The organism is Enterobacter cloacae complex sp. P2B, assembly GCF_014895985.1.
Taxonomy (GTDB): Bacteria; Pseudomonadota; Gammaproteobacteria; order Enterobacterales; family Enterobacteriaceae; genus Enterobacter; species Enterobacter bugandensis.
The window spans coordinates 255,506-272,264 of sequence record NZ_JADBQQ010000002.1 but is presented as its reverse complement, the minus strand read 5'-3'; the positions used below and the strand labels follow the sequence as shown (position 1 = coordinate 272,264).

The following is a 16,759-nucleotide window of genomic DNA, read 5'->3' as shown; positions in this document are numbered from 1 at the left end:
CCGACGTTGCCCGCCTGATCGACAACCCGCACCTGATAGCTGTAATCCCCGTCGGCCAGAGTGCGCGTGTCGTTATAGCGCCACTGGGTACCGCTTATCGTGGCATACACCCAGGTGCTGCCGCCGTCCATGCTCACCTGCACGTACTCACCCGCCCCTAACTCTGCGCCAAGCGTGCCATGCAGGGTGTACGAGGTCGAACTGGTCAGGAAGTCGTTATTGTCGAAGCCGGTATCCACGGTGATGTTATCCACCGTCACCGTAATCGCCGCATCCGGGGCGACCGTATCGACGGTCACCTGCTGATGGGCGCTGGCGCCCACGTTGCCCGCCGCATCCACCACGCGCACGTAGTAGTCATAGGTCTGGTTACCCAGCGTACGTCCGTCCACGTAGTACCAGCTGTTGCCGGTGACAATCACGTTCTGCCAGGTGACGCCGCCGTCGATGCTGATCTGGGCATACTCGCCGTCGGCCAGCGTCGCGCCGAGCGAGCCGTGCAGCGTCAGTGACGTATCGTTGGTGATAAAGTCGCTGCTGCTCAGGCCGGTATCGTCGCTGATGCTGTCGATAGCGATCGTTTTGCTGGCGTCCGGCGCAACCGTATCAATCGTCACGACCTGGCTGGCGGTGGCGCTGATGTTGCCCGCGTCGTCAATCACGCGCAGCTGGTAGTTGTAATCCCCGTCGGCCAGCGTACGACCGTCCACGTAGGTCCAGGTCAGACCGCTCACGCTGACGTCGGTCCAGGTGACGCCGCCGTCGAGGCTGATCTGCGCGTGGTCGCCGCTGCCCAGCGCCGCGCCGAGCGTCCCTTTCAGGCTGATCTGGTTGTCGCTGGTGATAAAGTCGCTGCCGGACAGGCCTGTATCCTGGGTGACGGAATCCACGGTAATGGTCGTTGCCGCAGGCTTCGTCAGGTCAATCACCACGTCCTGGCTGTCCGTTGCCCCCACGTTGCCCGCGCTATCGATCACCCGCACCTGGTACTGATACGAACCGTCCGTCAGGGTGCGGCCATCGGTGTAGCGCCACGTGGTGCCGGTCACCGTCAGGTCAATCCAGGTGGTGCCGCCGTCGAGGCTGATCTGCGCCTTCTCGTTATTGCCGAGCTGCGCGGTCAGGGAGCCGTTGACCACTACCTGCTTATCGTTGGTGATGAAATCCGTCGCGCTCAGGCCGGTGTCGTTTTGCAGCGAATCAATGCTGATGCCCATCGACGGCGCGGTGAGATCGACGGTGACGGTGTGGTTATCGCTGGCGCTGTTGCCGATGGCGTTGCTGACCTGCGCCTTAATCACGTACGAACCGCCGTCTGCCAGGGCGGTGACGTCTGCGCTGCCCACCGTGTAGCTCCAGGTGCCGTCATTCTGCACGGTCGCCGCGTAGGTTTTGCCGTTCAGGGTGATGGTCACCGTCTGGCCCGCAGGCGCGTCGGTGGTGCCGCTGACGACCAGCGGCGTGCCGTGTTCGGCCGCGTTGACGATATCGTCCTGCGCAAAAGTGTTAATGGTGATGGTTGGGACATCACCGTTCAGCGTCACGTCATGCGTTGCGCTACCCGGGTTGCCCGCCCTGTCGCTTACCGACGCGGTAATGGTGTAATCCCCGTCGCTCAGGCCGAGGAAATCACGCCCCGGCACGAAGACCGACCACGTTCCGTCCGCCCCGACGGTCGCCTGATAGCTGTGCCCGCTGAAGGAAACGGTCACCGTCTGGCCCTGTTCTGCCGTGGTGGTGCCGCGGATGGTCTGACCCGCCAGCTGCTCCGCATTGTTGACGATATCGTCATCCGCCACGGTGCTGATGGTCACGGTCGGCGCAGCGGTATCCACCGTTAAGGTGTGCGTGGTCTGGCCGCCGTTACCGGCTTTGTCGTTGACCGACGCGGTGACCGTCAGCGCCCCCTGGCTCAGGATAGCCAGATCTGCCGCCGGCACATCGAGCGTCCAGGTGCCGTCGCTGCCCACCAGCGCAGTGTAGGTTTTGCCGCCCAGCGTCACGGTGACGGTCTGGCCCGCCTCCGCGCTGGACGATCCGTGTACCGTCAGCGGCTGCTGCGCTTCCAGCGCGTTCAGCATGTCGTCACCCGACAGTGTCGCAATGCTCACGACAGGCGCGGTGGTATCCACGCTGATGCCGTGCGTCGCCGAGGCGCTGTTGCCCGCGCTGTCCTGCGCCGACACGGATACCTGATAGCTCGCGCCATCGGCCAGGGCACCCACGTCTGCGGCCGGAACGGTGGTCGTCCAGCTGCCGTCGTTCTGGATGGCGGCCGTATAGGTCTTGCCGTTCAGCGTCACGGTGACCTGCGTCCCGCTGGCGAACTGGGCGCTGGAGCCGTTAATCACCAGCGAACTACCCGCTTCTGTCGCGTTGATGACGTCGTCACCGCTGAGGGTATTCACCGTCAGCGCCACGGAAGCCGTATTCACCACCACATCGTGAGTCTGGGTGCTGCTGTTGCCCGCGCTGTCGGTAATGGTCGCGCTAATGGTCACGGTGCCGTCGGTCAGGGCAGAAATCACGCTGGCCGGAACGCCCACGCTCCAGTTGCCGCTGGCGTCAACGGTGGTGGTGTACTGGTTTGAACCGATGGTGATGACCAGCTTATCGCCGACGCTCGCGCCGGTTGCCGTGCCGCTCACGATCTGCGCCTGCCCGTGCTCCACGCTGTTGATGACGTCATCGCCCGCCACGACGTTAAAGCTGACGGACGGCGGTGTGGTATCAAGCGTAATCGCTTTGCCCGCGCTGCCCGGGTTACCCGCGGCGTCGCTCACGCTGACCTGCACGGTGTAGCCGTTATCGGCCAGTGCGGAGAGGTCAGTGCCCGGTACGTTGACGCTCCAGATACCACCCTGCTGCACCTGAGCGGTATAGCTCTTGCCGCCCAGCGTCACGGTGACCGTCTGCCCGGCTTCCGCCGTGGTGGTGCCGGAGATGGCCACGCCCGCAGCCGCTTCGCTGCCGTTAATCACGTTATCACCTGCCACCGTATCAATCGTCACGGTCGGCGCGGTCGCATCCACGCTGTACTCGCGGCCTGCCGTCGCGCTGTTGCCGTGCACGTTGGTGACGCTCACCTGCACGCTGGCGTCGCCGTCCTTCAGGCCCGCGAGATCCGCGGAAGGCACGGTGGCCGTCCAGTTGCCGTCGGCATCCACTTTCGCGGTGTAGGTTTTGCCGCCGAAGGCGATTGTGACGGTCTTGTTTTCCTCCACGTTCGAGGTGCTGCCCGAGAGCACAAGATCCGCGCCTTTCTCCGCCGCGTTAATCACGTCGTCGGTGGCGATCGCATCGATGCTGATCGCCACGGCCGCCAGATCGACGGTGACGTCGTGACTGATGGAGACTGGGTTGCCCGCGCTGCTCTGGCCTGCCACGGTGACGGTCACCGCGCCTGCTGCCAGGGCACCCACGTCTGCGGCCGGGATCGCCGCGCTCCAGGTACCGTTCGCCAGCACGGAGGCCGCATAGGTTTTGCCGTTAACGGTCACGGTGAGCGTGGTGCCCGCCGCCAGCCCGTCGCTGGAACCGGTGACGATCAGGTTCTGTCCGTGCTCGATGCTGTTGATCACATCATCGCCCGCCACGGTATTGATACGCAGACCCGGCAGGCTGGCGTCTATAACGATTTCGCGCTCGCCCGCGCCGGTATTGCCGTGGCCGTTGGTGACGGTCGCCGAAACTGTCAAATCGCCGTTGCCCAAGGCCGTCAGGACGGACTCCGGCACGCTCACGGACCAGGTCAGATCGCTCTGCACCGTCGCGGTGTAGCTGTTGCCGCCGATGTTCACCGTCACCGTGTTACCGGCTTCCGCGTTCGCCACCTTACCGGTGATGGTCTGGCCTGCCGCCACTTCTGCCGCGTTGATGACGTTATCACCCGCCACGGTGTTGATGGTGACGGTCGGCAGCGCGGTGTCGACCAGCAGGTTCGCCGTATTGCTGACGCTATTGCCCACGCCGTTGGTCGCGGCTGCGCTCAGGGTGTAATTCGCTTCGCCCAGACCCGCCAGATCCGCCGCCGGAACCGTCAGGCTCCAGGTGCCGTCTGCGGCGGTCGTCGCGGTGTAGTTTTTGCCGTTGAGGGTCACGCTCACCAGGGTGCCTTCCGCGAGGTTGGCGCTGGTGCCGCTGACGCTTAGTTCCTGACCTTTTTCCACCGCGTTCAGGACGTTATCGCCGCTGATGGCGTTGAAGCCCACGGACGGCAGCCCGGTGTCCACGGTAACGTTATGGCTGCCGCTGCCGGTGTTGCCCGCCGCGTCGGTAACAGACGCAGTGACGGTCACGGTGCCGTCGCTGAGGCCGGAAATCACGCTGGCCGGAACGCCCACGCTCCAGTTCCCCGCCGCGTCCAGCACGGTGGTGTACGTCTGGCCGCCAATCGTGACGGTGACCTTATCGCCCGCTGCCGCGCCTGTGGCGGTGCCGCTGATGATTTGCGCCTGCGCGTGCTCAGCGAGGTTAATCACGTCATCGCCCGCCACGGTGTTGATGGTCACCGCAGGCACGGTCACGTCCACCGTCAGGTTATGGTTTACGGATGCCGGGTTGCCCACCTTGTCGCTTACGCTCGCGGTCACGGTGACGCTGCCGTCGCTGAGCGACGCCAGATCCGCTGCCGGAACGTTCAGCGTCCAGCTGCCGTTCGCGCTGACGGTTGTGGTGTAGTCTTTGCCGTTCAGCGACACGGTCACGGTCTGGCCCGCTTCGGCGGTGCTGGTGCCGGAAACCGTCAGGTCAGACTGCGCTTCCGTGGCGTTCAGGATGTCGTCAGTCGCCATCGTATTAATGGTGACGGATGGCGCGGTGGCATCCACGCTGTACTCGCGGCCCGCCGAGGCGCTGTTGCCGTTCACGTTGGTGACGCTCACCTGCAGGCTGGCGTCGCCGTCCTTGAGGCCCGCCAGATCCGCAGCCGGCACGGTATAGGTCCAGTTGCCGTCTGCTTCTACAGTAGTGGTGTAGATTTTACCGTTCAGGCTCAGGGTGACGGTCTGCCCGGCTTCCACGTTAGTGGTCGCGCCGGACAGCACCAGATCCGCACCTTTCTCCGCCGCGTTGATCACGTCGTCGGTGGCAATGGCGTTGATGCTGATGGCAACGGTAGCCAGATCCACGGTCACGTCGTGGCTGATGGTGATCGGGTTACCCGCCGCGCTGTCGCCGGTGACGCTGATTTTTACTGTGCCTTCCGGCCACGCGCTCACGTCCGCAGACGGAACCGCCGCGCTCCAGGTGCCGTCCGCCAGCACCGTCGCCGCATAGTCTTTGCCGTTCACGGTAACGGTCAGCGCCGTGCCCGCCGCCAGCCCGTCGCTGGAGCCGGTGACGATCAGGTTCTGCGCATGCTCAATGCTGTTGACCACGTCGTCGCCCGCCACGGTGTTCACGCGCAGGCCCGGCAGGTTAGCGTCTATCGCGATCTCACGCTCGCCGCTGCCGGTGTTGCCGTGGCCGTTGGTGACGGTTGCCGTCACGCTCAGGCTGCCGTTGCCGAGTGCGGTCAGCACATCAGACGGCACGTTCACGGACCAGCTCAGATCGTTCTGCACCGTTGCGGTATAGCTGTTGCCGCCAACGGTCACGGTTACGGTGTTGCCCGCTTCGGCATTCGCCACGGTACCGCTCAGGGTCTGGCCTGCCGCCACTTCCGCCGCGTTGATAACGTTATCGCCCGCCACGGTGTTGATGGTGACGGTCGGCAGCGCGGTGTCGACCAGCAGGTTCGCAGCGCTGCTCACGCTGTTGCCCACGCCGTTGGTGGCGGTCGCATTGAGGGTGTAACTGGCCTGACCGAGACCGGCCAGATCCGCAGCCGGAACCGTCAGGCTCCAGGTGCCGTCCGCAGCGGTCGTTGCGGTGTAGTTTTTACCGTTCAGGGTCACGGTCACCACGGTGCCTTCCGCCAGGTTGGCGCTGGTGCCGCTGACGCTCAGATCCTGACCTTTTTCCACCGCATTCAGAACGTTATCGCCGCTGATGGCGTTAAAGCCCACGGACGGCAGCCCGGTATCGACGGTCACGTTATGGCTGCCGCTGCCGGTGTTGCCCGCCGCGTCGGTAACAGACGCAGTGACGGTCACGGTGCCGTCGCTGAGGCCGGAAATCACGCTGGCCGGGACGCCCACGCTCCAGTTACCCGCCGCGTCCAGTATGGTGGTGTAAGTCTGGCCGCCGATGGTAACGGTGACCTTATCGCCCGCTGCCGCGCCGATGGCGGTGCCGCTGATAATCTGCGCCTGACCGTGTTCGGCGACGTTAATCACGTCGTCGCCCGCCACGGCGTTGATGGTGACTGCAGGGACGGTCACGTCCACCGTCAGGTTATGGTTTACGGATGCCGGGTTGCCCGCCTTGTCGCTCACGCTCGCGGTAACGGTGACGCTGCCGTCATTAAGCGCCGCCAGATCCGCCGCCGGAACGTTCAGCGTCCAGCTGCCGTCCGCGCCGACGGTTGTGGTGTAGTCCTTGCCGTTCAGCGTCACGGTCACGGTCTGGCCCGCTTCGGCGGTGCTGCTGCCGGAAATCGCCAGGTCAGACTGCGCTTCCGTGGCGTTCAGAATGTCGTCGGTCGCAATCGTATTGATGGTGACGGACGGCGCGGTGGCATCCACGCTGTACTCGCGGCCCGCAGAGGCGCTGTTGCCGTTGACGTTGGTAACGCTCACCTGCACGCTGGCGTCACCGTCCTTCAGGCCCGCCAGATCCGCAGCCGGCACCGTGGCGGTCCATTTACCCTCAGCGTCCACCGTGGCGGTGTAGTTCTTGCCGCCGAAGGTGATGGTGACGGTTTGATTTTCCTCCACGTTTGAGGTGGTGCCGGAGAGCTCCAGATCCGCCCCTTTCTCCGCCGCGTTAATCACGTCGTCAGTGGCAATGGCGTCGATGCTGATAGCGACGTTCGCCAGATCCACCGTCACATTGTGGCTGATGGAAACCGGATTGCCCGCGCTGCTCTGGCCTTCAACGGTCACGGTGACCGTGCCCGCTGCCAGGGCACTTACGTCCGCAGAAGGGAGAGCCGCGCTCCATGTACCATCCGCTAGTACCGTCGCGGGATAGGTTTTGCCGTTGACGGTCACGGTCAGCGCCGCACCCGCCGCCAGCCCGTCGCTGGAGCCGGTGATAATCAGGTTCTGTCCGTGTTCGATGCTGTTGATCACGTCGTCGCCCGCCACGGTGTCCACGCGCAGGCCCGGCAGGCTGGCGTCTATCGCGATCTCACGCTCGCCGCTGCCGCTGTTGCCCACGCCGTTCGTCACGCTGGCGGTTACAGTCAGATCGCCGTTGCCCAGCGCCGTCAGGACCGATTCCGGTACATCGACGGACCAGGTCAGATCGCTCTGTACCGTTGCGGTGTAGCTGTTGCCGCCAATCGTTACGGTTACGGTGTTGCCCGCCTCGGCATTCACCACCTTACCGCTAATGGTCTGGCCGGCAGCCAGCTCCGCCGCGTTAATCACGTCGTCACCGGCGACGGTGTTGATAATCACCCCCGGCAGAACGGACTCAACGTTGACGGTGTGCGAGGTGCTGGTGCCGTTGCCGACGCTGTCCGTTGCCGAGGCAGTGACGGTGTAAAGCGCTTCACCCAACTGACCCACTTCGCTCGCCGGAACCGTCGTGGACCATTTACCGTTGGCCTCAACCGTGGCGCTGTAGGCTTTGCCGTTGAGCATCACGGTCACCACCGCGCCCGCCGCCAGTCCGGAAGCCGTACCGGTGATGGTCAGATCCTGCGTTTTCTCGCTGCTGTTGATCACATCGTCACCGGAGACGGTGTCGATGGTCAGCACCGGCGCGCTCAGGTTGACTTCCACCTCGCGCGTCGCGCTGTTGCTGTTTCCGGCTTTGTCGGTCAGCGCCGCGGTGATGGTGTAATCCCCGGCGGTCAGGGCACCGACGTCCGCCGCAGGCACGCCCACGCTCCAGTTGCCGGACGCATCCAGCGTCGCCGTGTAATCTTTGTTATTGATGGTGACGGTCACCACGTCGCCCGCCGCCGCGCCGGTCACTGAGCCGGTGACGATCAGAGCCTGCCCATGCTCGGCGCTGTTGATCACATCGTCATCGGAAACGGTGTTGATGGTCAGCTGTGGCACGGTGGTATCGACCAGCACATCGCGAGCCGCGGAGGCCGGGTTGCCCGCTTTGTCCGACACGACGGCGCTGACGGTATAGTTCCCGTCGTTAATCGCGCCCACATCCGCAGAAGGCACGGTCACGCTCCAGCTGCCGTTGGCCTGCACGGTGGTGGTGTAATCCACGCCGTTCAGCGTGACGGTCACGGTCTGGCCCGCTTCGGCGTTAGAGACGCCGTTGACGACCAGATCCTGCTGCGCTTCGGCGGCATTGATGATGTTGTTGTCGCTGACGATTTCGATGGAGACCGTCGGCGCGGTGGCGTCCACGCCGTACTCGCGTCCCGCCGAGGCGCTGTTGCCGTTCACGTTGGTGACGCTCACCTGCACGCTGGCGTCGCCATCCTTCAGGCCAGCCAGATCTGCCGACGGCACGGTCGCCGTCCAGTTGCCGCTGGCATCCACTTTCGCCGTGTAGGACTTGCCGCCGAACGTGATGTAAACCGTCTGGTTCTCTTCCACGTTGCTGGTGGTACCTGAAAGCACCAGATCTGCGCCTTTTTCTGCCGCATTAATCACGTCGTCGGTAGCAATCGCGTCAATGCTGATAGCAACCGTCGCCAGATCGACCTTCACGTCGTGGCTGATGGAGACCGGGTTGCCTGCCGCGCTATTTCCCTCGACCTTCACGGTGACCGTGCCTGCGCCGAGCGCGCTGACGTCTGCCGCCGGAATGGCCGCCGTCCAGGTACCGTCTGCCAGCACCGTGGCCGCGTAGGTTTTGCCGTTGACGATCACGCTCAGCGCCGTGCCCGCTGCCAGGCCGTCGCTGGAGCCGGTGATAATCAGGTTCTGCGCATGCTCAATGCTGTTAATCACGTCGTCGCCCGCCACGGTATCGACGCGCAGGCCCGGCAGATTGGCGTCGATGGTGATGTCGCGCTCGCCGGTTCCGGTGTTGCCGTGGCCATTAGTGACGCTGGCTGACACCGTCAGATCGCCGTTACCGATGGCGGTTAAGACCGCGGAAGGCACGTTGACCGACCAGCTCAGATCGTCCTGAACCGTCGCGGTATACGTATTGCCGCCGATTGAAAGGGTGACAGTGTCACCGCTCGCAGCGCCGCTCACCTTCCCGCTCAGGGTTTGTCCGGAAGCGACTTCTGCCGCGTTAATCACGTCATCGATGGCGATTGCGTTAATGGTGACCTGCGGCAGCGCGCTGTCGACCAGCACGCTGTGGCTGGCGTTCGCGCCGTTGCCTGCGCTATCGGTCACGCTTGCCGTGACGGTATAGGTCGCTTCGCCCAGCGCAGAGACGTTCGCCGCCGGAACGGTCACGCTCCAGCCGCCGCTGGCGTTGGTGGTCGCGGCGTAGCTGATGCCGTTCAGGATCACCGTAATGGCTGTACCTTCCGGCTGGTTGCTGGTGCCCGAAATCAGCAGATCCTGGCCTTTCTCCACCGCGTTAATCACGTCGTCAAGCGCCAGGGTATTGATGGCGATCTCCGGCGCGGCCAGGGAGACGTCAAATTCATGCGTGGCGGTGGTGCTGTTACCCGCTTTGTCGGTGAGGATCGCGGAAATCGTCTGCTCGCCGTTAGCCAGCGCGCCCACGTCTGCCGCCGGAACGCCCACGCTCCAGCTTCCGGACGCGTCCAGCATCGCGGTGTAGTCTTTGCCGTTCAGGGTGACGGTAATGACGTCACCCGCCTGCGCGCCCGTGACCTTGCCGGAGACGATCAGCGCCTGGCCGTGCTCGGCAATATTCACGATGTCGTCGCCCGCAACGATGTTAAAACTAATCTGCGGCACGGTGGTATCCACCAGCACGGAGGCGTCCGCGCTGGCCGGGTTGCCCGCTTTGTCGGATACGGAAGCCGTGACCGTGGCGTTACCGTCGGTGATGCCCGCCAGATCGGCTGCCGGCACGTCCAGCGTCCAGCTGCCGTCGGCCTGCACCTGCGCGGTGTACTGGTTGCCGTTGAAGGTTACGGTGACCGTCTGGCCTGCTTCGGCAGTGGACGTCCCGCTCAGGGTCAGATCCTGCGCTGCCTCAGCCGCGTTCAGCATGTTATCGCCGCTGATGGTATTGATGGTCACCGTTGGCGCGGCGGTATCGACGCTGAACTCCTGCGCAGACGACGCCGCGTTGCCGTTCACGTTGCTCACGCTGACCTTCACGCTGGCGTCGCCGTCCTTCAGGCCGCTCAAATCGGCTGCCGGTACGGTGTACGTCCAGTCGCCGTTGGCGTTCACCGTCGTGGTGTAGGTTTTACCCGCAAAGGTGATGGTGACGGTCTGGCCCGCTTCTACGTTCGCTGAGGAGCCGGAAAGCACCAGATCCTGACCTTTTTCTGCCGCGTTGAGCACGTTGTCCGCGGTCACGCTGTTGATGCTGACGGCGACCGGCGCGAGATCGACGTCCACGATGGTGCCGATAGTCACCGGGTTGCCGGAAGGATCCTGCGCGCTTGCATTGATATCCAGCGAACCGTCCGCCCACTGGGACACGTCCGCTGCCGGAACCGCCGCCTGCCAGGTACCGTCCGCCAGTACGGTTGCGGAATAGATCTTGCCGTTAATGGTCACCGTGACGGTGCTGCCCGCTGCCAGATCGGTGCTTGAACCGGAAACAATCAGGATCTGAGCGTGCTCAATGACGTTAATGACGTCATCACCCGCCACGGTATCAATACGCAGGCCCGGCAGTTGGGCGTCGATGGTGAAGTCCAGCGAAGACGAACCGGTATTACCGTGCGCGTTGGTAACGCTGGCCGATACGGTCAGTTCGCCGTTGCCGAGCGCGGTTAACTGGCTCTCGGTTAACGGCAGGCTCCATGAGAGATCGTCCTGCACGGTAGCGGTGTATGTCTGCCCGCCGAGGATAATCGTGACGGTATCGCCCGATGCCGCGTTAGAGACCTTCCCGGTCAGGGTTTGCCCTGCGGTGACTTCCGCCGCGTTGACGATATTGTCGGTCGCGAAAGTGTTGATAGTGACGACCGGCAACGCGCTGTCCACCAGCACATCGTGCGAGGTTGAGGCGCTGTTGCCCACATTATCGGTAACGCTCGCCGTCACGGTGTAATTGGCTTCGCCCAGCGCGCTCACCGCAGAGGCAGGCACGGTGACGCTCCAGCTGCCGCTGGCATTAGTGGTGGTGGTGTAGTTGATACCGTTCAGATTTACGGTGATGGTGGTCCCTTCCGGCTGGTTGCTGGTACCGGAAAGCAGCAGATCTTCACCCTTCTCTGCCGCATTGATCACGTCATCTACGGCCAGGGTGTTAATACCGATAACAGGCGTCACGGTATTCACCACCACATCCAGAGAACTGCTGCCGGTGTTGCCGGACCGATCGGTCACGGAGACGTTAATGGTCCATGTGCCGTCCGTCAGCCCCTGAACGACGGATGCAGGCAGGCCGAGGCTCCAGTTGCCCGCCGCGTCCACCGCGGTGGTGTAGTCCACGTTATTAATAGTGATGGTGACCAAATCGCCCGCCGCCGCGCCGGTGACGGAGCCGCTCAGGATCTGCGCCTGAGAATGGGCCAGCTGGTTAACGGTGTTGGTGTCGGTGACAAAGTCATTAATGGTCACCTGCGGCACGGTGGCATCCACCAGCCCAACGCGGTCCGCACTGCTGCTGTTACCTGCCACGTCGCTGACGGAGGCCGTCACGGTGACAGTGCCGTCTGCCAGCGCGCCAACGTCGGCGGCAGGCACGTTCAGCGTCCAGGTGCCGTCAGCTTGCACGGTAGTTTGATAGTTTTTGCCGTTCAGCGTCACGGTGACCGTCTGGCCCGCTTCAGCGGTTGTGCTGCCGCTGAGCAGCAGATCCTGCTGCGCTTCTGCCGCATTGATGATGTTGTCGTCGGTCAGATTATCGAGCGTAATGGTCGGCGGCTGCGTATCGACGGTCACCACGCGTGAGGCGTCCGCGCTGTTGCCGCTGACGTTGGTCACGCTGACGCTTACCTGCGCCCGCCCGTCAATCAGCGTTTCCATGGCGTGCGCCGGGACGGTCAGGCTCCAGGAGCCATCCTGCTGCACCTGCGCGGTAAAAGTCTGGTCGGCAAATTTCACCACCACGGTTTGCCCCGCCTCCACGCCCTGCGTCTGGCCGGAAAGGGTTAAATCGCTCCCTTTTTCTGCCGCGTTCAGCAGGTCATCGCCGGAGACGGTATCAATGGTGACCGCCACGGCGTGGAGATCGAGTTCAATCGGGTGTTCAGCCGCAACGGTGTTGCCCCAGGCATCTTCCGCGCTGACGCTGACCGTCATACCTCCGGCCGTCCAGGCCTGCAGATCCGCAGCAGGAACGCCAATGCTCCAGCCGCCGCTGGCGGTCACCACGGCCTGATAGTCGACGTTGTTGATGGTGACGACAATCGGCGTACCTGCGGCCAGATGGGTGCTGGCGCCGGTGACGGTCAGATCCTGCTGTTGCTCGATGGCGTTGATTACGTCATCGCCGGAAATGGTGTTTACGCGCAGACCCGGCAGTTCCGCGTTGATATTGATATCGCGCTCGCCGGTGCCGGTATTACCGTGCCCGTTGGTCACGGAGGCGGTAAAGGTCAAATCCCCGTCGCCGAACGCCTGAAGATCCGCTGAAGGGATCGTGACGTTCCAGGTCAGATCGCTGCCCACCGTGGCGCTGTAACTCTTACCGCCAACGGTAACAGACACCGTATCGCCCGCCGCCGCGCCGGTAACGCGGCCACTGAGGGTTTGGTCCACGCCCGCTTCGGCGTTATTAACCAGGTTATCCCCCGCAAAGGTGTTAATGATCACCTTCGGCAGCACGGTATCGACCAGCAGATTCGCCTCTGCGGAGCCGCTGTTACCCACGCTGTCGGTGCCGCTGACGCTGACGCTATAAAGGGTGTTCGCCAGATTCAGGACGTCGGATACCGGCACCTGAACCGCCCAGATACCGTTTTCGACGGTCGCCTGATAGCTGACGTTATTCAGCGTCACGGTAACGGCGCTGCCGTCCGGCAGGTTGCTGGTGCCGCTCAGGCTCAGCGGCTGCATCGCCTCCCGGGCATTCAGCACGTTGTCCTGGCTGATGGCGTCAATCGTAAATTCCGGCGGGTTGCCGCTCAGCGCAATGCCGTGCGTGGCGCTACCGGTGTTCCCCGCTGCGTCGGTGACGGAGACGGCAATGGTGTGGTTGCCCTCACCCAGCGCGCCGACGACGGAGGCAGGAACGCCCACGCTCCAGCTGCCGTCTGCCTGTACGACGCCGGTGAAGGTCTGGCCGCCAACGGTCACGGTGACGACATCGCCTGCCGCCGCGCCGCTCGCCTGCCCGGAAATAATCTGCGCCTGGCCCTGCTCGCTGGTGTTGAGGATATCGTCGCCCGCGACGGTGTTGATGGTGACGACCGGCGCGTTGGTATCTACCGTGAAATCCGCGGTCACGGACGAGCCGTTGCCAGCTTTGTCGCTGACGTTCACCGTCAGGGTGTGGTGACCTTCATTGAGGGCCTGCACCTCGCTGGCCGCCAGCGTGACGGACCAGGTGCCGTCGCTGCCCACCGTGGCGTTATAATTTTTGCCGTTCAGCGTCACCGTCACAATCTGCCCGGCTTCCGCGTTGGTTTTACCACTCAGCGTCAGCGGCTGGTTGTGCTCAGCGGCATTAATGATGTTGTCCTGCGCGAGCGTATCGACGGAGAGCGTTGGCGCAGCGGTATCCACGCCAATCGTCTGGCTTCCGCTCACGGTGTTACCCGCCGCGTCTTTGCCGCTGACGCTGACGGTCCAGGTACCGTCGCTGAGCGCCTGCGCGTCTGCCGCAGGCACGTTAACGCTCCACGCGCCGTCTGCTCCCACCTGAGCGGTGTAGATTTTTCCGTTCAGCGTTACGGAAACGTCGGTTCCCTGCGCCAGATGCTGGCTGCTGCCGGACAGCGTAAAGCCTGCGGACTGTTCGCTGGCGTTAATCACGTTGTCACCCGCCGTTGTCGCCAGCGTAAGCGTGGCCTCGGACGTAGAAACGGTCACGGTGATGTTGCCCGCTGACGTGGTTTTACTGCCGTCGATCTGCACCACCGACCAGGTGTGCTCTCCGTCGGCCTGGGTCGGGAGTTTTACCGTCCAGGTGCCGTCTTTACCGACCATCGCGCTGGCGATGGTGCTGCCGCTGCCGTCTTTAATCTGGATGGTCGCGCCCGGCTGACCGGTACCGCTGAAGGTCGGCGCGTTATCGTCCGTGAGGGCGTTTGCGCTCAGCACTCCCTGCTTGTCGCCCACCTTGTCCGACAGCAGGAAGGTCGGCGTGGCGCTTTCCACTTCTTTTGTGTTATCAATGACTTTCGTTTTGGTTTCGCCGTCACCGCCGTGGGCCAGCAGTGCGCCGATAGCACCGCCGCCTAACGCCGCCCCTGCAATCCAGCCCCACGGGGCATCGCTCAGGGCGCTTCCCTGCTCAAGGAAGGGTTCAATGCTGCTAATGGGTGTGGCCTGCGCGGTTAATTCAGTAGCGGCAACGCCTGACGCTTCCCCGGCATCGGCAAAAGAGAGATGAGTCAGTTCCTGCCCGTCGTTGAACACCAGCTCTGACTGATGTTGGGTTTCAGGATCTTCAACAAAATAGTTATTGCAGCGAATAACGCTGCCGTCCTTCATATAAATGAGAAGGTCTTTACCCTGGCGGACATAACGTACCACGTCCTGAGCAGAGCCCTGAATTTCAATCACGCTCGGCGATGAAATAGAGACCGACAGATTTCCTTCGCCGGTTAATTTCGTTTTCTCCGCCGTTTTGCGAATGATGACATCAACAACCTTTACGTTACTCATATTCCTCTCCTTGCAGGTGTACGGATCCCTGTGGATATATCCACCAGACGGATGTAGCTATCCCTGGGAAAAAACACCCATTATTTTCAGACTTATTTCGTGCAGCTATGCGTGGCTTTTGTTAACTCAAATCGGGTAATTTTGCGGCAGCGTTTTTCTCTATTCCAATAAGCGGCATTAAATTATCAACCGCGGAAGCATAATTAATTGCCGAACTCCAGCCATCATACTCGGCAATTATTTTCGCCGACGTGGCCTGCCAGACATCCTGCTCAACGCTGAGCAAATCATTAATGCTCCGCTTGCTCAGGGTGTATTCATTTTTATAAACCTCGCGGGCCCGCAGCGCATTTTCCAGCTGCCGTTTCCCGGCCTCCATTCTTCCCCGTGCGCCGGTCCAGTCAGCTTGCGCGACGGAGGCCTTTTGCAGCACGTCGAAACGCGCCTGATCGACCTGAGAGGACGCCATCGCCCGTGCACCCTCAGCCTGACGCACGCGTGCGGATACCGCGCCGCCCTGATAAAGCGGTGCGTCAATATTGAGCTGGATCTGGTCGTCCCAGTATGAGCGGTTGTCCGACTCGTAACGCGTGCGTCCCCCCTTCAGGCTCAGGGTTGGCCAGTGCTGGGACTTCGCCGTTTCAACGCCATACTGGGCCGAACGTTCCATATTCTGCGCGGCCATTACCGCCGGTATTAACGAATAATCAATGCGGTTGAGCGAATCCGGCTCAACGGCGAGGTTTGCGGGTACCGGCGAATAATGATCTGCCTGCATTCCGGTTAATACCGCGAGCCTTGCGCGGGCGCTGTTCAACGCAGCGTTATACTGCGCCACCGTCGCCTGCATGCCGGCAATACGCGTGCGGGTCTGGAGTTCATCGGAGGTGGAACTCACGCCCGCATCGGCGCGCAGTTTTGCCAGCTGCTCCACGTTTTTCAGTGCCTGAACATTCTCTTTTGCCGCCTGTAGCAGGTCGGAATAACGTTTGACCTCCACGTAGCCGAGCGCCGTTTTTTCCGCCACGTCAGAAAGCGTGCTCATCAGCTGGTAGCGGTAGCTATCGCGCTGTGCGGAAGACTGGCTGATGCTGTTGTTGGTCTTGCCAAAATCGTATATCAGCTGGGTCAGGCTCACCCCCCAGGCCGCAGAATTCTTCAGCGAACCGCTGGAATCGGTGGTCTGGCTATGCCCCGTACTCCCGTTCAACGCTATTTGCGGCATCCAGCCGCTGCGCGCCTCGTCTATTTGCGCCTGACCAATACCTAACTGCGCGGCCTGCTGGCTAATTGACGGATCGCGATCGATAGCGAAAAGAATACTTTCCTTTAAGGTCGTCGTTGCCATCGGGGCAATACCTACCGCGCCACTATTGGCATAAGCCGTATTTAGGGCTAATGAAATTAACGCCAGCGTAGCTATAAATTGGCGTGAAACAGGCTTGCGTAATATCGTCATTTTATCTCCCTGACTCTGAGTGATACTCAAGCAATTACCCAAAAAGAGGTACAGATAATTAGACAAATATCTTATTTAACTTCCTCGCTAAATTTCAGGTAAAGCTCCCCATACCCATTTCCGATGGAGATGAGATCCGCCTTTGTCTTATTAAATTTAAGAAATTACTTATTTCATAAGTTGATTTGCAGCATAACAAAATGTGGTATAGGCCACTACACCCACAATGTTAATGCGGTGTTACATATAAGAAAAAACATGGGGTTTCTGGACAAAACTCCGAAAGTAGCCTTTCAGATGAAACATCAAAACACACTGTAATTTAAGGAAAATTCTTAATCTCCTCTGCGCACATTTTTGCGTTAATTTCTGAGTGGGTCAGACACAAAGA

General features: G+C 62.0%; 2 protein-coding genes. Both read right to left on the bottom strand.

Annotation, left to right across the window (positions count from 1 at the left end; all coding sequences use genetic code 11):
* On the bottom strand, window positions 1-14,909 hold a 14,909-nt coding region (locus IM313_RS01935; RefSeq protein ID WP_193056083.1), incomplete at its 3' end, for an Ig-like domain-containing protein.
* Between the two features lie 121 nt (window positions 14,910-15,030).
* Entirely contained in the window at window positions 15,031-16,368 is a 1,338-nt protein-coding gene (locus IM313_RS01930) for a TolC family outer membrane protein (protein ID WP_041910078.1), read from the bottom strand.
* Window positions 16,369-16,759 lie beyond the last annotated feature (391 nt).